Source organism: Micromonospora sp. HNM0581, assembly GCF_012726175.1.
GTDB lineage: Bacteria > Actinomycetota > Actinomycetes > Mycobacteriales > Micromonosporaceae > Micromonospora.
Genome location: NZ_JAASAD010000002.1, coordinates 106,853 through 128,249, shown reverse-complemented (window position 1 = coordinate 128,249; position 21,397 = coordinate 106,853). Strand labels below are relative to the sequence as shown.

General features: G+C 71.4%; 22 protein-coding genes. 11 read left to right on the top strand and 11 right to left on the bottom strand.

Annotated features, from left to right (window positions below; translation table 11 throughout):
* Nucleotides 1-105: 105 nt before the first annotated feature.
* On the bottom strand, nucleotides 106-555 hold the full coding sequence (locus HCA58_RS03510) for an SAV_6107 family HEPN domain-containing protein (protein ID WP_169596617.1): 450 nt from the start codon (nucleotides 553-555) through the stop codon (nucleotides 106-108).
* Between the two features lie 562 nt (nucleotides 556-1,117).
* Here HCA58_RS03510 and HCA58_RS03505 point away from each other — a divergent pair.
* Genes HCA58_RS03505 through crtI form a run of 6 tightly spaced genes read left to right on the top strand, consistent with a single transcriptional unit; the run spans nucleotide 1,118 to nucleotide 6,414 of the window.
* Entirely contained in the window at nucleotides 1,118-1,606 is a 489-nt protein-coding gene (locus tag HCA58_RS03505; protein ID WP_169596289.1) for a YbaK/EbsC family protein, read from the top strand.
* Nucleotides 1,603-2,346 (top strand): monooxygenase, encoded by a 744-nt coding sequence (locus HCA58_RS03500; protein ID WP_169596288.1) that lies wholly within the window; start codon nucleotides 1,603-1,605, stop codon nucleotides 2,344-2,346. The genes HCA58_RS03505 and HCA58_RS03500 overlap by 4 nt, the downstream gene beginning before the upstream one ends.
* Nucleotides 2,343-2,948 (top strand): GNAT family N-acetyltransferase, encoded by a 606-nt coding sequence (locus tag HCA58_RS03495; protein ID WP_169596287.1) that lies wholly within the window; start codon nucleotides 2,343-2,345, stop codon nucleotides 2,946-2,948. The genes HCA58_RS03500 and HCA58_RS03495 overlap by 4 nt, the downstream gene beginning before the upstream one ends.
* Nucleotides 2,945-3,784, top strand: coding sequence for a carotenoid biosynthesis protein (locus tag HCA58_RS03490; protein ID WP_169596286.1), 840 nt, complete (start codon nucleotides 2,945-2,947; stop codon nucleotides 3,782-3,784). The genes HCA58_RS03495 and HCA58_RS03490 overlap by 4 nt, the downstream gene beginning before the upstream one ends.
* Complete coding sequence (locus HCA58_RS03485; protein WP_169596285.1) at nucleotides 3,781-4,908, top strand: glycosyltransferase family 2 protein; 1,128 nt, start codon at nucleotides 3,781-3,783, stop codon at nucleotides 4,906-4,908. The genes HCA58_RS03490 and HCA58_RS03485 overlap by 4 nt, the downstream gene beginning before the upstream one ends.
* A gap of 18 nt (nucleotides 4,909-4,926) precedes the next feature.
* Nucleotides 4,927-6,414: a phytoene desaturase family protein gene (crtI, locus tag HCA58_RS03480; RefSeq protein ID WP_169596284.1), complete on the top strand. Its 1,488-nt coding sequence runs from the start codon at nucleotides 4,927-4,929 to the stop codon at nucleotides 6,412-6,414.
* A gap of 29 nt (nucleotides 6,415-6,443) precedes the next feature.
* Here the strand turns inward: crtI and HCA58_RS03475 are convergent, their stop codons facing one another.
* Nucleotides 6,444-7,133 carry a CDP-alcohol phosphatidyltransferase family protein gene (locus HCA58_RS03475; protein WP_169596283.1) on the bottom strand — a complete coding sequence of 230 codons (690 nt, stop codon included), beginning with the start codon at nucleotides 7,131-7,133 and terminating at the stop codon, nucleotides 6,444-6,446.
* A 43-nt stretch (nucleotides 7,134-7,176) separates the two neighbouring features.
* A complete protein-coding gene (gene metF, locus HCA58_RS03470) occupies nucleotides 7,177-8,094 on the bottom strand; it encodes a methylenetetrahydrofolate reductase [NAD(P)H] (RefSeq protein ID WP_169596282.1) in 918 nt (305 codons plus the stop codon).
* Between the two features lie 309 nt (nucleotides 8,095-8,403).
* Between metF and HCA58_RS03465 the strand changes: the two genes are divergently transcribed.
* Both HCA58_RS03465 and HCA58_RS03460 read left to right on the top strand, forming a co-directional pair.
* A complete protein-coding gene (locus tag HCA58_RS03465) occupies nucleotides 8,404-8,757 on the top strand; it encodes a helix-turn-helix transcriptional regulator (protein WP_169596281.1) in 354 nt (117 codons plus the stop codon).
* A 9-nt stretch (nucleotides 8,758-8,766) separates the two neighbouring features.
* Nucleotides 8,767-9,849: a polyprenyl synthetase family protein gene (locus HCA58_RS03460; RefSeq protein WP_169596280.1), complete on the top strand. Its 1,083-nt coding sequence runs from the start codon at nucleotides 8,767-8,769 to the stop codon at nucleotides 9,847-9,849.
* 1 nt (nucleotide 9,850) lies between these two features.
* Here the strand turns inward: HCA58_RS03460 and HCA58_RS03455 are convergent, their stop codons facing one another.
* Nucleotides 9,851-10,234, bottom strand: a complete 384-nt coding sequence (locus HCA58_RS03455; protein WP_169596279.1) for an Rv2175c family DNA-binding protein — start codon at nucleotides 10,232-10,234, stop codon at nucleotides 9,851-9,853.
* 163 nt (nucleotides 10,235-10,397) lie between these two features.
* Here HCA58_RS03455 and pknB point away from each other — a divergent pair, with 163 nt between their 5' ends.
* A complete protein-coding gene (gene pknB, locus HCA58_RS03450; protein ID WP_169596278.1) occupies nucleotides 10,398-12,386 on the top strand; it encodes a Stk1 family PASTA domain-containing Ser/Thr kinase in 1,989 nt (662 codons plus the stop codon).
* Nucleotides 12,386-13,294 (top strand): deoxyribonuclease IV, encoded by a 909-nt coding sequence (locus HCA58_RS03445; RefSeq protein WP_169596277.1) that lies wholly within the window; start codon nucleotides 12,386-12,388, stop codon nucleotides 13,292-13,294. The genes pknB and HCA58_RS03445 overlap by 1 nt, the downstream gene beginning before the upstream one ends.
* Before the next feature lie 47 nt (nucleotides 13,295-13,341).
* Here HCA58_RS03445 and HCA58_RS03440 read toward each other — a convergent pair whose 3' ends face one another.
* The 4 genes from HCA58_RS03440 to HCA58_RS03425 all read right to left on the bottom strand — a co-directional run bounded on the left by HCA58_RS03440 (nucleotide 13,342) and on the right by HCA58_RS03425 (nucleotide 18,286).
* The gene (locus HCA58_RS03440; protein WP_169596276.1) at nucleotides 13,342-14,370 is read right to left on the bottom strand and encodes a GntG family PLP-dependent aldolase; all 1,029 of its coding nucleotides are present in this window, start codon (nucleotides 14,368-14,370) and stop codon (nucleotides 13,342-13,344) included.
* A 171-nt stretch (nucleotides 14,371-14,541) separates the two neighbouring features.
* The gene (locus HCA58_RS03435; protein ID WP_169596275.1) at nucleotides 14,542-15,948 is read right to left on the bottom strand and encodes a 3-deoxy-7-phosphoheptulonate synthase class II; all 1,407 of its coding nucleotides are present in this window, start codon (nucleotides 15,946-15,948) and stop codon (nucleotides 14,542-14,544) included.
* 87 nt (nucleotides 15,949-16,035) lie between these two features.
* Entirely contained in the window at nucleotides 16,036-16,518 is a 483-nt protein-coding gene (locus HCA58_RS03430; protein WP_169596616.1) for a hypothetical protein, read from the bottom strand.
* Between the two features lie 154 nt (nucleotides 16,519-16,672).
* A complete protein-coding gene (locus HCA58_RS03425; RefSeq protein ID WP_169596274.1) occupies nucleotides 16,673-18,286 on the bottom strand; it encodes a glycosyl hydrolase family 18 protein in 1,614 nt (537 codons plus the stop codon).
* Between the two features lie 213 nt (nucleotides 18,287-18,499).
* Between HCA58_RS03425 and HCA58_RS03420 the strand changes: the two genes are divergently transcribed.
* Nucleotides 18,500-18,988 carry a glutathione peroxidase gene (locus tag HCA58_RS03420; protein WP_169596273.1) on the top strand — a complete coding sequence of 163 codons (489 nt, stop codon included), beginning with the start codon at nucleotides 18,500-18,502 and terminating at the stop codon, nucleotides 18,986-18,988.
* A 277-nt stretch (nucleotides 18,989-19,265) separates the two neighbouring features.
* Here HCA58_RS03420 and HCA58_RS03415 read toward each other — a convergent pair whose 3' ends face one another.
* The 3 genes from HCA58_RS03415 to proC all read right to left on the bottom strand — a co-directional run bounded on the left by HCA58_RS03415 (nucleotide 19,266) and on the right by proC (nucleotide 21,377).
* Nucleotides 19,266-19,832, bottom strand: a complete 567-nt coding sequence (locus tag HCA58_RS03415; protein ID WP_169596272.1) for a GNAT family protein — start codon at nucleotides 19,830-19,832, stop codon at nucleotides 19,266-19,268.
* A 195-nt stretch (nucleotides 19,833-20,027) separates the two neighbouring features.
* Nucleotides 20,028-20,378, bottom strand: coding sequence for a DUF2203 domain-containing protein (locus HCA58_RS03410; RefSeq protein WP_169596271.1), 351 nt, complete (start codon nucleotides 20,376-20,378; stop codon nucleotides 20,028-20,030).
* Between the two features lie 180 nt (nucleotides 20,379-20,558).
* The gene (proC, locus tag HCA58_RS03405; RefSeq protein ID WP_169596270.1) at nucleotides 20,559-21,377 is read right to left on the bottom strand and encodes a pyrroline-5-carboxylate reductase; all 819 of its coding nucleotides are present in this window, start codon (nucleotides 21,375-21,377) and stop codon (nucleotides 20,559-20,561) included.
* Nucleotides 21,378-21,397: the final 20 nt, after the last annotated feature.

Genomic DNA, 21,397 nt, shown 5'->3' with positions numbered 1-21,397 from the left:
CATCCGGCCCGTGGATGGTGCTGTCGTGGATCAGAAGAAACGCACGTGTGACGAAGCGGCGTCCGACCACCCCGGGTCCCACCGACGGTGGCCGGACGCCGCAGCTCAGGCGACGAGACCGTCGATCGTCGGCTGGTGAGCGGGGCCGAGTGCCGTCTCCACGACCGTCACGAACTCCTCGGCGGCGCGGAGCAGGTCGTCGGCCTCCCGGGCGGTCACCACCCGGGGTATGCCGGCCTCGGCGGCGGCCCGCTTGCCGGCGCCGAGGGCGAAGTAGCCGGCCCACTCGTCGAGCTCGGGGGCGACGCTGGCGAGCAGGACCCAGACGCTCGTGATCCGGTGACGTCGGGTGGGTGCGGGACGGGCGCGGGCGGCGAGCACCGCCGCGGCGGCGCGCAGGGCCGCGAGATGGGCTGCGGCGTACCGGAGGCCGTCGGGGCCGGTCCGGGCGGCTTCGGCGAGTCCCTGCCGGGCCACCGCGAGCAACTGGACGGGAGTACGGTGCGGCAGCACGTTCGTGGGCACCGTCGGTACCTGAGCCGGGCTGGTCGGCATGCTCTCCTCCAGGTGAGCCGGGACGGGTGGTGCGCGACGGGGCGGATCCGTCGACGCCACAGCCCGCAGCGGGTCGGTGCGGAGGAAGACGCACCAGGTGGTGGCCGGCCGGGTGCGGAGCTTCCCCACACCACACCCGGCCGGCGTACCGGCGGGTCCGTCGTCCGCCGCCCGGGGGTCGGTGGGCGGCGGACGACGGTCCTGCCTGATGGGCCCGGACTCGCGACTGTCCGGAGCCCAGGTGCGGTCCGCGGCACCGCACCTGTCGGAGGCCGGTGCCGCGAAACACCCACCTCCGGGAGGGAGTTGGAACGAACGTTCGAGGCAATCGAACACCCGTTCTAACCACTGCCGACAGTACACCCTCCCGCCGCCAAAAACGCAACGCCAACTGCGGCTTTCCCACCCACCTTCGGCGATCATGCAGTTGCGGCGTCGGAAAGTTCCTGAAAGTCCCCTTGCCAGGTACACCAACTGCACGATCGGCACGCCGGCGGTACGCGGCGATCGCGGGCGACCTGCCGGCTGCACCGGGCAGCCACGGACCGGGAAGAATGGCGGTATGCAGTCACACCCGAACGTCCAGGCGGTGCAGGACGCTCTCGACGCCGCGAACGCCCGGAACGGCTCCGGCGCGCCCGCCACGGTCCGCCTGCTGCCCGACGCCGTGCACACTGCCGCGGCTGCCGCCGAGACGCTCGGCGTCGACGTCGGCGCCATCGCCAACTCCCTCGTCTTCGACGCCGACGGGACCCCGCTGCTGGTGCTCACCTCCGGCGCGCACCGGGTGGACACCACCGGCCTGGCCAGCCGGCTCGCCGTCACCCGGCTACGCCGGGCCGACCCGCAGTTCGTCAAGGAGCACACCGGGCAGGTGATCGGCGGGGTCGCTCCGGTGGGTCACCCACAGCCGCTACGCACACTCGTCGACACCGCCCTGGCCGCGTACGCCGAGATCTGGGCCGCCGGTGGCATACCGCAGGCGGTGTTTCCCACCACCTGCGCCGAGCTGCTTCGGGTCACCGGCGGCACCCCGACCGACGTGGCGTGAACGAGCCGCAGAGCGTCCCCGAGCTGGTCACCCTGCACGTGTGGCGGATCGCACCGACTGCTCTGGGCAGCGCGCTGACCCGGATGGCGGTCGACCCACGCCGGCTGCGGGCCCTACCCGGCGTACGGTTCGGCAAGCTGCTCGGCACCGGGACCGGCACCGGTTTCGGGCCGACCGACGCGGATCTGACCCGGTGGGCGGCGCTGACGGTCTGGGACTCCCCCGCCGCCGCCGCCCGGTTCGCCGACTCGCCGGTGGCCCGGGCCTGGTCCGGTCTCGCCCGCGCGGATGTCCGCCTCGACCTGCGACCGTTGACCAGCCGGGGGCAATGGTCCGGGCGGCAGCCGTTCGGTGCGCCCGCCGGTGGCCGGGCCACCGGCCCGGTGCTGGCGCTGACCCGGGCCCGGCTGCGCCCGACCCGGGCACTCACCTTCTGGCGGGCGGTCCCGCCGGTGGCCACTGCGCTGCACGCCGCACCGGGGCTGCTGGCCCGTTTCGGTGTCGGCGAGGCACCCCTGGGCTGGCAGGGCACGGTGAGCGTGTGGCGCGATCCGGCGGATCTCGTGGCGTTCGCGTACCGTCACCCGCAGCACCGGGCCGCGATCACCCGTACGGAGACCCAACGGTGGTACGCGGAGGAACTCTTCGCCCGGTTCGAGGTGCGGGACGTGGTCGGCGACCGGGCGGTACTGGGGTGGGTCACCGACGACGGTGACCCGGCGAAGGGTGAACGGGCATGAGGTTGGTGCGGTGGACGCCGGACGATCTCCTCCGGCGGCTTGACGACGTGGTGGCCGTCTACGGTGAGGCTATGGGCTACCGGGCCGACCTGTTGGAGGCCCGCCGCGGCTACATCGCCACCCACGTACGACGGCCCGGCTTCCGCGCCGTGGCCAGCCTCACCAACTCGGGTCACCTGGCCGGTTTCGGGTACGGCTACGTCGGTGCCGCCGGTCAGTGGTGGCACGACCAGGTCTGGCGGGCACTGGACCAGGCCACCCGGCGACGCTGGCTGGCGGACTGCTTCGAGGTGGTGGAGCTGCACGTGCGGCCACCGGCCCAGGGGCACGGGCTGGGCGCCGGGCAGCTGCGCGCCCTGCTCACGATGGCCGAGGGCACCACCACCCTGCTGTCCACCCCGGAAGCCGACGAGCAGACCTCACGCGCCTGGCGGTTGTACCGCCGGTTCGGCTTCCTCGACGTGCTGCGCAACTTCCGTTTCCCCGGCGACGAACGCCCGTTCGGGGTGCTCGGCCGGGATCTGCCACTGCCCGTACCGGGGTCGGCACCACCACCAACGCCACCGGCGGCGGTGCCGACCCCACCGCCGGCCCGGTCATGACCGCGCGGTCACCGGCCCGCGGCTACCTCTGGACGTTGCTGGCCCTGCTGGTGCTGGCGCAGATCTGCTACCCGCTGACCGACGGGGTCACCCGGGCCCGGCTGACCGTGGCCACCGTCGTGCTCGGCTACCTGCTCTCGGTCGGTCACGCCCTGACCACCCGGGGGCCACGCGCAGCGGCGGCGCTGGTCGCGGTGGCAACCGGCGGCGGGTACGCCATCGAAGCGCTCGGGGTGGCCACCGGCTTCCCGTTCGGCAGCTACGACTACTCCGGTCAACTCGGCCCGAAGCTGGCCGGCGTACCGCTGATCATTCCGCTGGCCTGGACCTGGATGGCCTGGCCGGCCTGGTTGGCGGCCACCCGGCTCACCGGCGGGTCATCCGGCCGGTGGCGGTGGCCGGGCCGGATCGCGTTGGCCACCGCCGGGTTGGCCACCTGGGACCTCTTCCTCGACCCGCAGATGGTGGCCGAGGGCCACTGGGTGTGGCGGAACGCGACACCGGCCCTGCCCGGGCTGCCCGGAATTCCGGTCAGCAACTACCTCGGCTGGCTGCTGTTCGCGGTACTGATGATGACCGCACTGCGCCCGCTCGCCGGGCCCGCCGTGGCCACCACCGGCACCGACGACCGTCCGATGTACGCGCTCTACCTGTGGACGTACGGCTCCAGCGTGCTCGCCCACGCCGTCTTCCTCGACCTGCCCGCTTCGGCGGTGTGGGGCGCGGCCGGCATGGCGGTGGTCGCCGGACCACTGGCCGTGACGCTGCTGCGGGAGCGGCGCGCCCGTGACCGGGACACCGGCGCGTCACGCCCACCGGTCGACGTGGCGGCATGACCACCGTCCTGGTTCTGCTGCTCGGCGTCACCACGCTGACCGTGCACACCATGGTCAATGCCGGCCGTTGGCTGCGCCGGCCGACCGGTGGGCCGACGCAGATCACCGAGACGGTGGCGGTGCTGCTGCCGTTGCGTGACGAGGCCGACCGGGTGAGCCCGTGCCTGCGCGCCCTGCTCGCCCAGCGGGGAGTGCCCGGGCTGCGCGTCGTGGTGCTCGACGACGGTTCGGTGGACGACACCGCCGAGGTGGTCCGCGCGGTCGTCGCCGACGACCCCCGGGTCACCCTGCTCACCGGCGTGGCCCTGCCACCGGGCTGGCTCGGCAAACCGCACGCCTGCTGGCAGTTGGCCACCCGTGCCGCAGACGAGGCCACCACGCTCGTCTTCGTGGACGCCGACGTGGTACTCGAACCGTACGCCGTGGCGGCGGCCGTCACCGAGCTGCGCGGCACCGGGTCGACGCTGCTGTCGCCGTACCCACGGATCGTGGTACGGACGGTGACCGACCGGCTGGTGCAGCCGCTGTTGCAGTGGTTGTGGCTGACTTTTCTGCCGCTGCGGGCGATGGAACGTTCGGCACGGCCGTCGCTGGCAGCGGCCGGTGGGCAGTTCCTGGTCGTCGACCGGGCCGGCTACCTGCGGGCCGGCGGGCACGCGGCGGTCGCCGACCGGGTGCTGGAGGACATCGAACTGGCCCGGGCGGTGAAGCGGGCCGGCGGCCGGATCGCACTCGTCGACGGTTCCCGGCTGGCCAGGTGCCGGATGTACGAGGACTGGCCGCAGCTCCGTGACGGCTACACCAAGTCACTGTGGGCCTCGTTCGGGCACCCGATCGCCGCGGCTGTGACGCTGGCCCTGCTGCTGGCGCTCTACACCGCACCGCCGTTGGTGGCCGGTGCGGCACTGCTCGCCGGTGCGCCGACGGTGGCGGGGGTCGCCGTCGGCGCGTACCTGGTGGGGGTGGCCGGGAGGGTGGTCGCCGCCCGGGGTACCGGTGGTCGGGCCTGGCCCGACGCGCTGGGCCACCCCGTGTCGGTTGCGATCCTCGGTTGGCTGACCCTGCGGTCGTACCATCTGCGCAAGCGGCGGCGCCTGTCCTGGCGTGGTCGACCGGTGGGTTAGAGCCTGGGAGGGCACGGTATGGCGCGGATCGTGGTGATCGGTGCCGGGGTAGGTGGCCTGGCCACCGCGGCCCGGCTGGCCGTCACCGGGCACCAGGTGACCATCCTGGAACGCGCCGAGGAGGTCGGCGGCAAACTCGGACGGCACCGCCGGGACACCTCCGAGGGGACGTTCCACTTCGACACCGGCCCGAGCCTGCTGACCCTGCCCGGGGTATTCCACGAACTGTTCGAGGCGACCGGGGCGAAACTCGACGAGTTCCTCGACCTGGTACCGCTGGATCCGATCGTGCGGCACGTCTTCCCCGGTGGCGGACCGACGCTCGACTCCTGCGCCGACCCGGCCGAGTTCACCGCCCGGATCGACACGGCCCTCGGTGACCGGGCTGCCGCCGACTGGCAACGGTTGTGGCACCGCGCCGCCCGGGTGTGGCAGGCCTCGGAACGGGACATCCTGCGCCGCCGCGTCGACTCTCCCCGGGACCTGGCCCGGCTGGCCTGGCGGCTGGGTGACCTGGCCGCCATCCGCCCCGGCCAGAGTTTGCGGGGGCTGGGCCGCAGCCTGCTCTCTGATCCGCGGCTACGGATGCTGCTGGACCGGTACGCCACCTACACCGGGGCCGACCCGCGCCGGGCGCCCGCCGCACTGGTCGCGGTCCCCTACGCCGAACTCGCTTTCGGCGGCTGGTACCTGCGCGGCGGGCTGGGCACCCTCGCCGATGCGCTGCTGTCACGTTGCCTGGACCTGGGCGTGGTGGTGCGTACCGGCACCACGGTCACCCGGATCGACGCGGTGGGCGGCCGGGTACACGGGGTACGCGTCGCTGATTCGACCATTCCGGTCCCGGCCGACGTGGTGGTGGCCAACGTCGACGCGCTCACCGTCTACCGGGACCTGCTGCCCGATCCGCGTCGGCTGGCCGGGCTCACCGACCGCAGCCTGGCCGGTTTCGTGCTGTTGCTCGGTGTACGGGGTGTCTCCGGGCTGGCCCATCACAACGTGTTCTTCCCGCGGCACTACGACGCCGAGTTCGACGCCGTCTTCGGTGATCCGGGGCGGGGAGTGCGGGCCCGTCCGGCCGCCGACCCGACGGTTTTCGTCACCGTGGCGAACGACCCGGGCGTCCGCCCGGCCGGACACGAGGCGTGGTTCGTGCTTGTCAACGCCGCCCGGCACGGCACCGCGCCGGGCGCGATCGACTGGCACCGGCCCGGTCTGGCGCAGCGGTACGCCGACCGGATTCTCGACGTGCTGGCCGACCGTGGTGTGGACGTACGCGACCGGCTGGTGTTCCGTGACGTGCGCACCCCGGCCGAGCTGGCCACCGCCACGGGCGCACCGGGCGGCACCATCTACGGCACGGCCGGTGGCCTGCTCCGGCCGGCCAACCGGGGGCCGGCCCGGGGTCTGTGGCTGGTCGGCGGCTCCAGCCATCCCGGCGGTGGCCTGCCGATGGTGACCCTGTCCGCGCAGATCGTCGCCGACACGATCGGCCCCGCCTGGTAGCTGGCCGGGCCGTTCACCCGGGCGCCGTCTCAGCCGGCGTCGATCAAGGCCCGACGCACGGCGGAGAGCAGCTGTCCCAGCCCGTATGCGGCGAGCAGCACCCAGACTGCGGTGGCCATGGTGATGGTACCGGCGGCCAGGTCCACCTCGATCAGTCCACTCAGGCCGGCCAGCAGCAGTCCCGCCATGGCCACGCAGACCCGGGTGGGCCGCTCCCCCACGGTCACCGCGCCGATTTCCCGCATCCCGGCGGCGACCGCACGGGCCCGGACGTACTCGTGCAGCCAGGAGAGGGCTCCGCCGGCGGCCACCAATGCTCCCGGCGCGCCGACCAGCCAGAACGCCACCAGCCAGGCGGCCTCGCCGAGCCGGTCGGCGAGCGAGTCGTAGACGTAGCCGAGCCGGGTGGTACGGCCGGTGGCCACGGCGACGGCACCGTCGACGCTGTCGGCCACCGAGGCGAGCAGCACGAACAGCGCACCCAGGAACGGCCCGTCGCCCGGACGGACCGCGAGCAGCGGTACGCAGAGACAGAGCAGTACCCCGGTCACCGTCACCGCGGTCGGGCCGATCCGTAGCCGCCCCAGCAGGAACCCGACGTGGTAGGAGAAGCGCAGCCAGCCACGCACCACCGGAGTGGCGGCCCGGGGATCGAACCCGCCGTGCAGCCGGGCCCAGGCCGTGGCGTACTCGTTCCAGTTCAGCTGTCTGCCCACCACGGTTCAACCGTCGCGACAGCGCCGAGGTGTCGCGCACCGGGCGTCACGTCGCGGCGCCCACCCGCAGGTTCTGCCATATCTCCCGGGTCGCGGTGGATCGGTTGAAGGTGATGAAGTGTATTCCCGGGACCCCCTCGTCGAGCAGCCGGCGGCACATCTCACTGGTCTGCTCGATGCCGAGCCGGCGGACCGCCTCCGGGTCGTCGGCGACCCGCTCGAACCGCGCGGCCAGCGCCGGTGGGAAGGGCGCTCCGGACAGCTGCACCGACCGCTCGATGGTGCCGATCCGGGTCACCGGCATCACTCCGGCCAGGATCGGGGTGCCGCAGCCGGCGGCGGACACCCGGTCACGAAGGCGAAGGTATTCGTCCGCGTCGAAGAACATCTGGGTGATCGCGAAGTCGGCACCGGCCCGGCACTTACGAATGAAGTACTCGGTGTCGGCGTCGACGTCCGGCGAGCGTGGATGCCGGTAGGGAAAGGCCGCGACGCCGACGCTGAAGTCGCCGGAGTGCCGGACCAGCCGGACCAGATCCTCGGCGTAGTGGACACCCTCGGGGTGCGGAATCCACTCGCCGGTGGGGTCACCTGGCGGATCACCGCGTACCACGAGCACGTTGCGCACGCCGGCACCGGCAAGCCGGCCGATCACGTGCCGCAGCTCGGCGACGGAGTGGTTGACTGCGGTCAGGTGCGCCATCGGCAGCAGAGTGGTCTCGGTGGCGATCCGCTCGGTGACCGCGACCGTGGTGTCCCGGGTCGAACCGCCGGCGCCGTAGGTGATCGAGACGAATGACGGACGTAGGGGCTCCAGCTCGCGGATGGCCTGCCACAACTGCCGCTCGCCCTGCTCCGTTTTCGGTGGCATGAACTCGAAGGAGAAGGTCGGCTGGCAGTCGCGGACCAGCTCTCCGATCGCCGGTTGCGGATTCGGGAGGACCGAGGGAAGACCGAGCGCCACGCACCGACTCTAGCGGGCCGGGCCGGACACCCCCACCTGCTTCCCACCGGTGGAGACTGCGGCCGGCGGAACATGTCAGGGTGACATCGGGCGTGCCGACGTACCGCACCCAGCCGCGACCACCCCGGGGTCAGCCGCAGCGAACGGCACGAGAATCTGTCGCACCACCGGACTAGCCTGCTCAACTGCGCGGGCGCGGTGGGGAGCCCACCCCGGGGGGCCGCGCGGGGGTCAGCAGCAGACGGTGCACCGGCACCGCCCTGGTCGGGTGGGGTCGGGCCGTCCCCTCGCCGACTCTCCGGAGGATCGATGTCCCCGACCCCGTTCACCTCCACCCGGCCCACACCGGCCTCCCTCGGCCCGCTGGTGGCCCGGTCACGGCTCGCCCGCGGGTGGAGCCAGTCCCGGCTCGCCGCCGAGCTGTGCGCCGCCGCCGGCGTGTGCACGCTGAGCCGACACGAGATCTCCCGATGGGAGCGGGGGGTACGTGCACCGGGACGCTTCTGGCGCGGCTGGCTGGTCCGGATCCTCGCGTTGCCGGTCGGTCCGGCACACCCGGCACGACGCGTCTCCGCGCCGACCGGATCGAATCGGCCGCGGCCAGCGACGAACGCGACGCGCCGAAGGGTGGGTGGGTCGGCGCCGCGCACCCCGACCCACTAGCGTCGGGACGTGACCCATGCTGCTCCTGTCTCCCCCGTCGACCGTGCCAGCCTGCGCCAGCGGGTCGACAAGGCGCTGTCGGATTTCCTCGCCGGCCGACGCACCTGGATGACCGGCGTCGACGACGCTCTGGTACCGGTCGCCGAGGCGATCGAGGCGTTCGTGCTGGGTGGCGGCAAGCGGCTGCGCCCCGCCTTCGCCTACTGGGGTTACCGGGGCGCCGGCGGGGTGGACACCGACCCGGTGGTGACAGCCCTCGCGGCGCTCGAGTTCGTGCAGGCGAGCGCCCTGATCCACGACGACCTAATGGACCGCTCGGACACCCGACGGGGAGAGCCGGCGGTGCACCGGCGGTTCGCCACCGGGCACCGTCACGCCGGCTGGGGTGGCGACCCAGACGGCTTCGGCGACGCAGCGGCGATCCTGCTCGGCGACCTGTGCCTGGTCTGGTCCGACGAACTGCTGCACTCCGCCGGGCTCGACGCCCGGACGGTGGCCCGGGCCCGGCCGGACTTCGACGAGATGCGCACCGAGGTCACCGTAGGGCAGTACCTCGACGTGCTCACCCAGGCCACCGGCGACACCTCACTGGAGCGGGCCGGCAAGGTCGCCCGGTACAAGTCCGCCAAGTACACAGTGGAGAGGCCACTGCTGATCGGCGCGGCACTGGCCGACGCCCCCGCAGACGTCCGTATCGCCTACTCGGCGTACGGCCTGCCGCTGGGTGAGGCATTCCAGCTACGCGACGATGTGTTGGGCGTCTTCGGCGATCCGGCCCAGACCGGTAAGCCGGCCGGCGACGACCTGCGCGAGGGGAAACGGACCTACCTGGTCGCGGCGGCCCTGGAGGTGGCCGACGACGCCAGCCGCACGCTGCTGCTCGGCGGCCTCGGCGATGCGGACCTGGACTCCACCGGGGTGGCCCGGTTGCGGCAGCTGATCGTCGACACCGGCGCTTTGGCCCGTACCGAGCAGCGCATCGCCACGCTCACCGACGCGGCCCTCGCCGCGCTCGCCGCCGTCGATCTGGACACCGAGGCTCGGCAGGCTCTGGTGGACCTGGCCATCGCCGCCACCCGCCGCGCAGACTGACTCAGAAGCCCAGGGCCTGGGCGCGGCGCTTGACCTCACGGGCCTGGTCGCCGCCGAGGGCAGCCGCGGGGGTACCAGCGGCCAAGGTGTCGTCGGGCTCGTAGAGCCAGCGCAGCGCAGCCTCGTCGTCGTAACCGGCATCAGCGAGCAGGGTGAGCACGCCCGGCAGGTGTTTGAGCACGGTACCGTTGGCAACCAGGTCAGCCGGGATCCGGCGGACACCGTCGCGTCGCACCGCGACCAGTTCGCGGTCCCGGATCATCTGGTGGACCCTGCTGATCGGCAGGTCGAGGCGCTCGGCGACGTCCGGCAGGGTCAGCCAGGCCACCGCGTCGGCGGGGCCGGCCAGGGGTGCGCCACCCTCGGCGGGTACGGAATCGGTCACGGACACCACCCTGCCACGCCGCCCCGCAGCCCGGTCAACGACCTCCCGCGACCACGCGGGACCGGGACGACCGTCACCCTGTGCGCGCGTCGGACCCGCGGATGAGCGGCTGCCGGTAGCATCCTGTTCAACCTTCGTCCCCCGACACATAGACTAGCTGCCGATGGACACACAGGTCGCCGACACGTTGCTGGGCTCACTTATCGACGGGCGCTATCGTATTCGCGGTCGCGTGGCCCGTGGCGGCATGGCGACCGTGTACACCGCCACCGACGAGCGACTCGAACGCACCGTCGCCGTCAAGATCATTCATGCCGCCCAGGGAACGCCCGGCCAGTCGGGCCGGCCCAGTTTCGTCGACCGCTTCACCGACGAGGCCAAGACGATCGCCCGACTCACCCACCCCAACGTGGTGGCGGTCTACGACCAGGGCACCCACGCCGGGCGGCCGTATCTCGTCATGGAGTACGTGCGGGGCCGCACCCTACGCGAAGTGCTGGCCGAGCGGCGCCGGCTCAACCCGGACGAGGCACTGGCCATCACCGAACAGATGCTCGCTGCCATCGGTGCCGCCCACCGGGCCGGTCTGGTGCACCGCGACGTGAAACCGGAGAACGTGCTGGTCGCCGAGGCGCCCAGCGGTGGACCGGCGAACCTCGTCGACGGGGTGGTCAAGGTGACCGACTTCGGGCTGGCCCGAGCCGTCGAGGCGAGCACCGACCACGACAACGCGAACCAGTTGATGGCCACCGTGGCGTACGTCGCTCCGGAGCTGGTGACCGACGGTCGGGCCGACGCCCGCACCGACGTCTACTCGACCGGCATCGTGTTGTTCGAGATGCTCACCGGCCGGGTGCCGTACGACGGGGACCGGCCGATCGACATCGCCTGGCAGCACGTCGACCGCGACGTGCCCGCACCGTCGACGCTGGTGCCCGGCCTGCCGAGGGTGCTCGACGACCTGGTCGTTCGCGCCACCCGTCGTGACCCGACGACCCGTCCCGGTGACGCGGGCACCCTGCTGACCGAAGTGCAGGTGGCCCGGGACGGGTTGGGCAGTGCGAACAGCCAGACCGCGCTGATCGCCGCGGTGACCGACGGTCCGGCTGTGTCACAGCCGACGATGTTGGTCTCCCCCGTCCGTCCGCCGGAGCGACCGAGCTGGGCCCGCCTTCCGGGGAGCGACCAGCCCGCTCGCGGTAGGCGCCGGGCGACGCCGAGTGGCGGCGACGAACTGCGGGCCCGGCTGGCCGGGCTGGGCGCCCAGCTCACCGGCCAGGGCGGCAACCGGCTCACCGTCGCGGCCGTCGTCGTCGTGCTCGGACTGGTCGCCGCGCTCGGCGGCTGGTGGTTCGGGGTCGGCCGGTACACCACCGCGCCGCAGTTGGTGAGCATGACCAAAGCCGAGGCCGAGGCCGAGGCTTCCCAGTCCGGCTTCGCGGTGACCTACGCCGACCCACGGTACGACGACCAGATCCCCCGCGACGGCGTGGTGGGCCAGGATCCCGCCTCGTCGGCTCGGATCGTCAAGGGCGGCACCATCACCCTCACCCTGTCGCTCGGGCCGGAGCGCTTCGAGGTACCGGACGTCGTCGGCAGAGAGTTCGCGCTGGCCGAGGCCGACCTGGTCAGCGCCCAACTCGAAGTCGTCAAGGGCACCGCCAGGTACGACGACAACCTGCCGGAGGGCATCGTGGTCGCCACCGACCCGAAGGCGGGCGATGAGGTCAGACCAGGCGACGAGATCACCGTCTTCCTCAGCAAGGGCCGGGCCCCGATCACCGTACCGAACCTGGTCGGCACGAACCTCAACGACGCCCGGAACCAGATCGCGCGGCTCGGCCTGGTGTTGGTGGAGCCGACGCGCAAGGAATCCGACAAGCCGCGTGACGAAGTGATCGGGCAGAGCCCGGCCGCTGGCGGCGGTGTGGAGAAAGGTGCCCAGATCCGGCTGGAGGTCAGCGAGGGGCCGCCGCTGGTTTCCGTGCCACGCGTCGTCGACCTGCCCTGCCAGCAGGCCAAACAGGTGCTGGAGAGTCAGGGCTTCCCGGTGACTGTGCAGTTCAACCCGAACGCCGTGACCCGGTTCCAGAACCCGAACGAAAACGCTCAGGTGGCCCCGGGGACTCAAATCACCATCGGGTGTTTCTGATGCCGGCCCCAGGTCCGGGGCATCGGCCGGTCGGCTCACACACGCCGACCTCCGGTGGGCTGGCGAAAGCGGCGCTGCCGTACGTCGACGCCGCCGGTTCCGAGGTGGCGCAGGTCTACGTCGGCAATTCTCGGGGCTGGGCGATGCCGGCCGGCGACCCGGTGCAGGATGAGTCGTTCCGTGCCGGCTGCGCCGAACGCGGCGTCGCCGCCTACATCCACGCATCGCTGCTCGTCAACCTCGGCTCCCCGACGGCAGCGACGGTGCAACGATCGGTACAGATCCTGTCGCACGCGCTGCGCCGAGGTGCCGCGATCGGCGCACGGGGGGTGGTCTTCCACGCCGGCAGTGCGGTGGACGCCGGGTATGCCGACACGGCCATGCGGCAGGTACGCGAGTCCCTGCTGCCGCTGCTCGACTCGGCCGCCGACGCGGGTGGTCCGCTGCTGCTGGTCGAGCCGAGCGCAGGGGGCGGCCGTTCGCTGGCCTGCCGGGTGGAGCAGCTCGGGCCCTACCTCGACACGGTGGATCGACACCCGTGGCTCGGTGTCTGCTTCGACACCTGCCACGCCTGGGCTGCCGGGCACGACCTGGCCGCCGAAGGTGGGATGACCGCCACGTTGGACACCCTGGTCAGCGCAGTCGGAGCGGACCGGCTGAAGCTGGTACACGCCAACGACTCCAAGGACCTGTGCGGTTCCACGCGGGACCGGCACGAGAACATCGGCAAAGGCATGATCGGCGAACCCGCGTTCGCCGAGTTGATGCGTCACCCCGCCACGGCGGGCGTCCCCGTGCTCGTGGAAACCCCCACCGACCGCCACGAGGGCCACGCCGCCGACATCACCACCCTCCGCCGCCTGCTCCCACCCCCGCCCTCCGGTAACGACGTCGGCCGGCCGCGCTGAGAGAACTCGAACACCCCGCCAACTTCGAGATCGACGACGTGGCCGGGTCAGTCGCGGAGAATGCGGGTGAGAGTGGCCACGGCTCGGTCGATCTGCGCGTCGGTGACGTTCAGGTGGGTGACCAGACGGGCGGTACGGGGCCCGAGCACCGAAACCAGTACGCCCTCGGCGCGTGCGGCGGCGGCCAATGCGGGCGCGTCGAACGCGGCCTTCGTCAGATCCAGCGGCACGATGTTGGTGCGTACCGCAGTGGCCAGCACCCCGAACGGCACGATCGCCTCAGCCAGCCGAGCCGCCTTCGCATGATCCTCGGCGAGCCGATCGACATGGTGGGTCAGCGCGTGCCGCCCGGCAGCGGCCAGGATGCCTACCTGACGCATCCCACCGCCCATCCGCTTACGGATCACCCGGGCCTGCTCGACCCGGTCTGAGGCGCCGACGACAAGTGAACCCACCGGAGCACCGAGGCCCTTGGACAGGCAGACCGACAGCGAGTCGAACAACGCGCCGTAGGTGGCCAGAGGCACCCCGTCGGCGACATGGGCGTGCCAGATCCGCGCACCGTCGCAGTGCAGCGCCAACTGCCCGGCATCAGCGACCCGACGCAGTTCACGCAGCGTGTCGAGAGGAATCACCCCGCCGCCGCCACGGTTGTGGGTCTGCTCCACCGCGATCGCCCGGGTCGGCACCGCCCAGAAACCGTCGGGACGTACCATCCCGGCCACCACGTCCGCGTCGACCTGGGCGCCCACCGGCGGCCACGTCCGCGAAGTGATCCCGCCGTACGCGGCAGCGGCCCCCATCTCATACGTGACGACGTGCGCGTCGGCGTCGCAGAGCAGCTCCGCACCGGGCGGCACCAGCAGTTGCAGGGCAATCTGGTTGGCCATCGACCCGCTCGGGCAGAACAACGCCGCCTCGTGTCCGAACATCGCGGCGACCTCGGCCTCCAGCGCCCGCACCGTCGGGTCCTCGCCGTAGACGTCGTCACCCACGTCCGCATCGGCCATGGCCTGCCGCATCGCGGCGGTCGGCCGCGTCACCGTGTCCGAACGCAGGTCGATCAGATCAGCCACGGCACTCCTTCCCGGCCACCGACTGCGGGGCTCGCAAGCTCACTCCTCGCGTCAGCCACAGCGATCCCTTCCCGGCCGCCGACTGCGGGGCTCGCAAGCTCACTCCTCGCGTCAGCCACAGCGATCCCTTCCCGGCCGCCGACTGCGGGGCTCGCAAGCTCACTCCTCGCGTCAGCCACGGAGCATCTCTGCGACGAGGAAAGCCAGTTCCAACGACTGCTGGGTGTTCAGGCGAGGGTCACAGGCGGTCTCGTAGCGGCCGGGCAGGTCGAGGTCGGCGATGCCCTGGGCACCGCCCAGACACTCGGTGACGTCCTCGCCGGTCAGCTCGACATGCAGTCCACCCGGGTGGGTGTCCAGGCCACGGTGCACCTCGAAGTAGCCGAGAACCTCGTCGACGATCCGGTCGAAGTGGCGGGTCTTGTAGCCGTTCGACGACTCGTGGGTGTTGCCGTGCATCGGGTCGCACTGCCACACCACCTTGGCACCGGCGGCGGTCACCTTGGCCACGATCGGCGGCAGCGCCTCCCGGACCTTGTGGTTACCCATCCGGCTGATCAGGGTGAGCCGGCCCGGGACGTTGTCCGGGTTCAGCTTCTCGCACAACTCGATCGCCTCGTCCGGACTCGTGGTCGGACCGAGCTTCACACCGATCGGGTTGGCGATGCGGGAAATGAAGTCGATGTGCGCGCCGTCGATCTGCCGGGTGCGCTCACCAATCCACAGGAAATGCCCGGAAAGCCCGTACGGCCGGGAACCGGAGACCCGGGTCAACGCCCGGTCGTACTCCAACGCAAGAGCCTCGTGCGAGCAGTACAGGGTGACGGTGCGAAGCGCCTCATCGTCGGTCATCCCACAGGCGCGGATGAACGCGAGGGCGCGGTCGATCTCGCGGGCGATCGCTTCGTACCGCTCGCCGGCCGGGGAGTTGCGCACGAAGCCCTTGTTCCAGTCGTGCACCGCATGCAGGTCAGCCAGCCCGCCGGCCAGGTAGGCACGCAGCATGTTCATGGCGGCGGCTGAGTTCGCGTACGCCCTGATCATGCGCTGCGGGTCGGCGACCCGCGCCTCCGGTGTGGTTTCCAATGAGTTGATCATATCGCCGCGGTAGGCCGGCAGCCCTCGCGCGTCGGTCGGCAGCGACCGGGGCTTGGTGTACTGACCGGCCACCCGGGCCACCTTCACCACCGGCAGGGAGGCACCGTAGGTCAGCACGATCGCCATCTGCAGCAACGTGCGGGCGTTGGCCAGCAGGTGACTCTCGGTGTTGTCCGCGAAGGTCTCCGCACAGTCACCGCCCTGCAGCAGGAAAGCCTTGCCCTCACAGACCAGTGCCAGACGCTGACGCAACTGGTCGACCTCGTACGGGGCGACCACCGACGGTACGGTGTCGAGCACCTTGCAGACCTCGGCGACCTGGGTCTCGTCCGGCCAGGGCGGAGTCTGGGCGCGCGGCAGTTCCCGCCAACGGTCCAGGCCGAAAGCCTCGTCCTCGGCGGAGTCGACAGTCGGGCGGCTGGTCTGCAGCACCGGGCTGCCCACCGCGGGATGACTCAACTGATGCCACTCATGGCGCATGCTGTTCAGCGTACGGCGACCAGCCGGGTGGTCGACCGGCGAGGGGCCGGGTTCCGGCAGATGGACGATCCTCGACGACCCCGCAGATCAGGGGGTGGGCGTCGCGGCGGGACTGTGCGCGCCGGGCCGCTCGTCGGCGATGCACCAGTCCAGCCCGTCACGGGTCACGGTGAACAGCAGCGGCCGGGTCGCCTTCTTCTTGCTGACGGTAACCGTGACCGCAGTGCTGACCTGCTGGCCGGACGGACCGGGTCGGATATCGGTGATCTCGGACTTCGACACCTCGAAGTGGTCGGCGAAGTCGCCGTTCGGCGCGGTGGCGGCGGCGTCGAACGCATCGTGCAGCACCGCACACAGCTGGCTGCGACCGGCGGCCACGTCCTTGGCTGCCATCGCGTCGAGGTACGCCTGCACCCGCTCACGGGACTTCAGCACCGCCTCCTCGGCCGGCGCCCGTCCAGGCTGCTCCGCCTCGGTCCCGCCACCGACAGGCCCACAGCCGACAAGCACGAACGGCAGACTGACGAGCAGCGCAGCGGCGATCGCCGGACGCCGGTACGTGACCACCATCGTCATCTCCCTCGACACGGACATCGAGACACGGTCGAGCGGCGAGTCTGTCACACCGCCATCCGGGCTTCGAGATCGCCCCGGACACGCCGGACGGGGAGGGGCCGGTGCGGGGCCCCCTCCCCGTCGTGTGGGTGGTGCGTCGGCCGTCGGCTCAGCCGAGGCCGCCCTTGATGGCGCCGATCAGCTCACCGTTGCTCGTGTCACCGGAAAGCTCCCAGAAGAACGCGCCACCGAGGCCCTGGTTCTTGGCGTACGTCATCTTGCCGCCGATGGTCGCCGGGGTGTCGTAGCTCCACCAGTTGCTGCCGCACTTGGCGTACGCCGTGCCGGCGACGGTGCCGGTTGCCGGGCAGGTGTTCTTGAGCACCTTGTAGTCCTCGATGCCCTGCTCGTAGGTGCCGGGTGCCGGCCCGGTCGCAGCGCCACCGGGCGCGGTTTGGGTGACGCCGGTCCAGCCACGGCCGTAGAAGCCGACACCGAGCAGCAACTTGTTGGCCGGGATGCCCCTGCTCTTGAGCTTCTGGACCGCCGCGTCGGACCAGAAGCCCTGCTGCGGGATACCGGAGTACGAGTAGAGCGGCGAGTGCGGAGCGGTGGGACCCTGCGGAGCGAAGGCGCCGAAGTAGTCGTACGTCATGGGCATGATCCAGTTGAGGTGCGCGGCGGCACCGGCGTAGTCGGTGGCGTCGATCTTGCCGCCGTTGCTGCCGTCGGCGGTGATCGCGGCGGTGACCAGGTTGTTCGCGCCGAACCGGGAACGTAGCGCCCCGGCCACGTTCTTGAACGCGTTCGGGCCGCTGGCGTCACAGGTCAGGCCGCAGGCGTTGGGGTATTCCCAGTCGATGTCGATGCCGTCGAAGACGTCCGCCCAGCGCGGATCCTCGACCAGGTTGTAGCAGCTCTCGGCGAAGGCGGTCGGGTTCTGTGCGGCCTGGGTGAAACCGCCGGACCAGGTCCAGCCGCCGAACGACCAGATCACCTTCAGGTTCGGGTACATCTTCTTGAGCTTGCGCAGCTGGTTGAAGCTGCCGCGCAGCGGCTGGTCCCAGGTGTCGGCGACTCCGTCGACGCTCTCCGCCGCGGTGTACGCCTTCTCGTAGTCGGCGTAGCTGTCCCCGATGGTGCAGCGCCCGCCGGTGGTGTTGCCGAAGGCGTAAAGGATGTGCGTCAGCTTCGCCGCCGAGCCGCTGGTGTGAATGTTCCGCACGTGGTAGTTGCGGGCGTAGACGCCCCACTGGGCGAAGTAGCCGACCACCTTCTGCGCGCCCGGGTTCGGCGGCGTGGTGGTCGGGGGCGTGGTCGTGGGGGGCGTGGTCGTGGGTGGGGTCGTGGTGGGCGGTGCGGTGGTGGTCGGCGGCGTGCTGCCGCCGCCGCACGAAGCGCCGTTGATGGTGCAGTTCAGCGGTGCCCGGTACGCACCGGTGCCGTTGTAGCCCCAGCTGAAGGAGGCGCCCGGGGCGAGCGCACCGGCCCAGCTCTTCTTGACCGCCACATAGCGGTTGCCGTCGCGGGTGACGTCGGCGTCCCAGGAGCTGCCGATGCTGGTGCCCGGGGGCAGCTCGAACTCGACACGCCAGGTGCTGACGCTGGCGTTCGACCCGTTGGTGATGGTGACCCGGGTTTCGTGCCCCGTTTCCCAGTCCGACACCCGGGTGAACGAGGTGGTCACGCTTGCGGCGCCGAACGCCGAAGCCATCGGGACCGTGGCGACGGTCACCGCGACCACGGCGCCGACCCAGAGGGCCCGGCGAAGCGACCTCTTCATGTGGCACCTCCAAACAGTTAGTAAACTTTCCTAAATGATGAGGAGACGCTACTCACCGGCAACCACTTCGTCAAGATGTACATGTATCGATCGAGACCAGGGGAGTCGATCCGACGCAACCACATCACCGCCGGCCACAGCCCGGGTACCGACAGGTAACCTGGCCGGCACCCACTCCGCCCACGGATGTGAACCCGGCGGTAGCCTCCGGACATGACCGTTTTCGACATTCCGATCGGCACCCTCACCGGCGGCCCGGCCGACCTCGCGCAGTACCGAGGACGCGTCCTACTAATCGTCAACGTCGCCTCCCGCTGCGGCCTCACCCCGCAGTACGCGGGCCTGCAGGCCCTTCAGGACGAGCACGCCGATCGTGGACTGACCGTGCTCGGCGTGCCGTGCAACCAGTTCGCCGGCCAAGAGCCGGGCAACGCGGCGGAGATCAGCGAGTTCTGTGCGGTCAACTACGGCGTGACATTCCCGATCACCGAGAAGGTCGACGTCAACGGCCCCGACCGTCATCCCCTGTACGCGGCCCTGGTGGACACCGCCGACACCGACGGTCACACCGGCGACGTCCGCTGGAACTTCGAGAAGTTCCTCGTCGCCCCCGACGGCTCCGTCGCCGCCCGCTTCGCCCCCACCGTCACCCCCGACGACCCCGCCCTACGAACCGCGATCGACAAGAACCTCCCCGCGTAAGCCCCCCGCCTCGTCGATCATGCAGTTGTGGTCGCCCTTTCAGGGCTTTCACACCCTTTGAAACGACCCAAACTGCATGGTCGGTGGACGTGGGCACCCTCGCCGACAGTTGGCGCTTCCAGCCGGACACCCCGGCCTACGGCGTCATCTACTCCACCGACCCGGCGAACTGGGACCAGGGAAACCCCGGCCGGCGCAGGCATGCTGCGCGCCGCGCTCGCGGACGCCGGTTGACCCGGCCGCAGGCCCGCACCCCGCCCGCGAACTGCCGTTCGACTCAGCGCGACGCGGTGCCGGCGCGCCAGGCCCGCCACTCGGGGGCCAGCACCGACCAGACCTCCAGATCTACGCGGCCCCGCAGCCCCGGCAACATCTCCCGCAGGACACCGTCGCGGCGCATGCCCAGCCGACGGGCCACCGCGATGCTGCGCACGTTGCCTGCATCGGTGCGCCACTCCACCCGGTGCAGCCCACGCTCGACGAGCACCCAGTCGATGAGCCGTCCCACCGCCCGGGTCACCAGCCCCCGCCCCTCGGCGGCCGGTTCCAGCCAGCAACCCGCCTCGCACACCCCGGTCGCCGCGTCGAGCGACACCAGCAACACCCCGCCGACCAGGATGCCGCCCGACCAGATCCCCCAGATGCCCCCGTCGTCGCGGGCCCACCGGTCGGCGTAACGCCGAAGCACCTGCCGCGCCCCGTCGAGGTCGGTGGCCACGAAGGACGGCGACACCCACGGCGAGATGTGCTCCCGGGCCCGGTCCAGATTGCCCAGGAACTCCTCGGCGTGCCACGGGTTCAACGGTCGCAGCTCGGCGTCCTCACCCAACGCTATGGTGAACATCAGCGCCCACCTCGCCGCATCGCGCCTCCACTCACCGGCAGAGACTAGCCACTCTCGCGTCTCCGTCCCAGCCGGTGCCTCCCGTGCCGCCCACTGCCGGTCGGTGCACCGCACGTCTGCGGGTCGTTGCGACCCGGCAGCTGTCGGGTCGGCACGACGGGTGAGCGGGCGCTGCGGGCTCCGGCCGAGCCAGGGTCAGATCGGGCGGCGGCCGGCGAAGCCACAATCGGCGCGGTGGTACCAGCGCACGTCGGTGTCGCCCTCCAACCAGCACCAGAGCACCTGTCGGCCCTCACGTTCACCGGCAAAATCGAGCAGAACCGGTGCCGTGCTCTTGACCTCGATACCGTGCTGTTGGATCTCGTCGAGGACCGCGTACAGCCGCGCCTCCAGGCCCTTGACCTCGGCTCGGCCGCCGAGTGCGCTGAGCCCGTGGCCGGCCAGGTCGGCCTGCAACTCGGCCAGGTCGGCCCGGGCCCGGATCAGTTCGTCGATCCGAGGACGCAGGGTGGCCACCAGGTGCCGGGCCTGGGCGAGAGTGAACACCGCGCCAGTATGCGCCACCCGCCTGCCACCCCGACCCCCCACCACCCTCCGGTACACCCCAAAAGCACCTATCCGGCGTTGATCATGAGGTTAGCGGCAGTTCTAAGATCAACTCCCGCCGCCAACCTCATGATCAACGCCGGATAGGTGGGGTGGGGTGGGTGGGGTGGGTGGGGTGGGTTAGTCGGCTTGGGTGGCTAGTTCGCGGGCGCGGTCGCGGGCGGCTTCCAGGGCGGCCAGCAGGGCGGCGCGGACGCCGTGATTCTCCAGTTCGCGGATCGCGGAAATGGTGGTGCCGGCGGGTGAGGTGACCGCCTCGCGCAGCTTCACCGGGTGCTCACCGGAGTCGCGCAGCATCACCGCGGACCCGATCGCGGTCTGCACGATCAGGTCGTGCGCCACCTGGCGGGGCAGGCCGAGCAGGATGCCGGCGTCGGTCATCGCCTCGACCAGCAGGTAGAAGTACGCCGGGCCGGAACCGGACAGGGCCGTCACCGCATCCTGCTGGGACTCGGGTACCCGGATCGTGACGCCCAGCGGCTTGAACATCTCCTCGGCCAACGCCAGGTGCTCACCGGTGGCATACGCCCCGGCGGAAATCGCGGTCATCGCCTGGTCGACCAGGGCGGGGGTGTTGGTCATCACCCGCACCACCGGGATGCCCTCGGGCAACCGGCGGCTGAAGAAACCGCTCGGTAGGCCGGCACAGAGTGAGACCAGCAGCTTGCCGGCAGGAACGTTGGGCCCGATCTCGTCAAGTAGTGCGGCGGCGTCCTGCGGTTTCACCGAGACAGCCAGCACCTCGGCCTCGTGCACGGCGGTGAGGTTGTCGACCACCCGGACGCCGTAGCGGGCGGCGAGTTCCTCGGCTCGGCCCGGCCGGCGGGCGGTCGCCCGCAGCCGGTCCACCGGCCAACCCGATCGCAGTAGCCCGGAGAGCACCAGCTCGCCGATCTTGCCCGCACCGATCACCGCGATCGTGTGCGCCCCGGCTGACAACTGGCGTACCCCCTTCGTGA

Coding starts and splice junctions, on each gene's coding strand:
- HCA58_RS03510 (WP_169596617.1), bottom strand. CDS start 555: ATGCCGACCAGCCCGGCTCAGGTACCGACGGTGCCCACGAACGTGCTG.
- HCA58_RS03505 (WP_169596289.1), top strand. CDS start 1,118: ATGCAGTCACACCCGAACGTCCAGGCGGTGCAGGACGCTCTCGACGCC.
- HCA58_RS03495 (WP_169596287.1), top strand. CDS start 2,343: ATGAGGTTGGTGCGGTGGACGCCGGACGATCTCCTCCGGCGGCTTGAC.
- HCA58_RS03490 (WP_169596286.1), top strand. CDS start 2,945: ATGACCGCGCGGTCACCGGCCCGCGGCTACCTCTGGACGTTGCTGGCC.
- HCA58_RS03485 (WP_169596285.1), top strand. CDS start 3,781: ATGACCACCGTCCTGGTTCTGCTGCTCGGCGTCACCACGCTGACCGTG.
- crtI (WP_169596284.1), top strand. CDS start 4,927: ATGGCGCGGATCGTGGTGATCGGTGCCGGGGTAGGTGGCCTGGCCACC.
- HCA58_RS03465 (WP_169596281.1), top strand. CDS start 8,404: ATGTCCCCGACCCCGTTCACCTCCACCCGGCCCACACCGGCCTCCCTC.
- pknB (WP_169596278.1), top strand. CDS start 10,398: ATGGACACACAGGTCGCCGACACGTTGCTGGGCTCACTTATCGACGGG.
- HCA58_RS03445 (WP_169596277.1), top strand. CDS start 12,386: ATGCCGGCCCCAGGTCCGGGGCATCGGCCGGTCGGCTCACACACGCCG.
- HCA58_RS03435 (WP_169596275.1), bottom strand. CDS start 15,948: ATGCGCCATGAGTGGCATCAGTTGAGTCATCCCGCGGTGGGCAGCCCG.
- HCA58_RS03430 (WP_169596616.1), bottom strand. CDS start 16,518: ATGGTGGTCACGTACCGGCGTCCGGCGATCGCCGCTGCGCTGCTCGTC.
- HCA58_RS03425 (WP_169596274.1), bottom strand. CDS start 18,286: ATGAAGAGGTCGCTTCGCCGGGCCCTCTGGGTCGGCGCCGTGGTCGCG.
- HCA58_RS03420 (WP_169596273.1), top strand. CDS start 18,500: ATGACCGTTTTCGACATTCCGATCGGCACCCTCACCGGCGGCCCGGCC.
- HCA58_RS03415 (WP_169596272.1), bottom strand. CDS start 19,832: ATGTTCACCATAGCGTTGGGTGAGGACGCCGAGCTGCGACCGTTGAAC.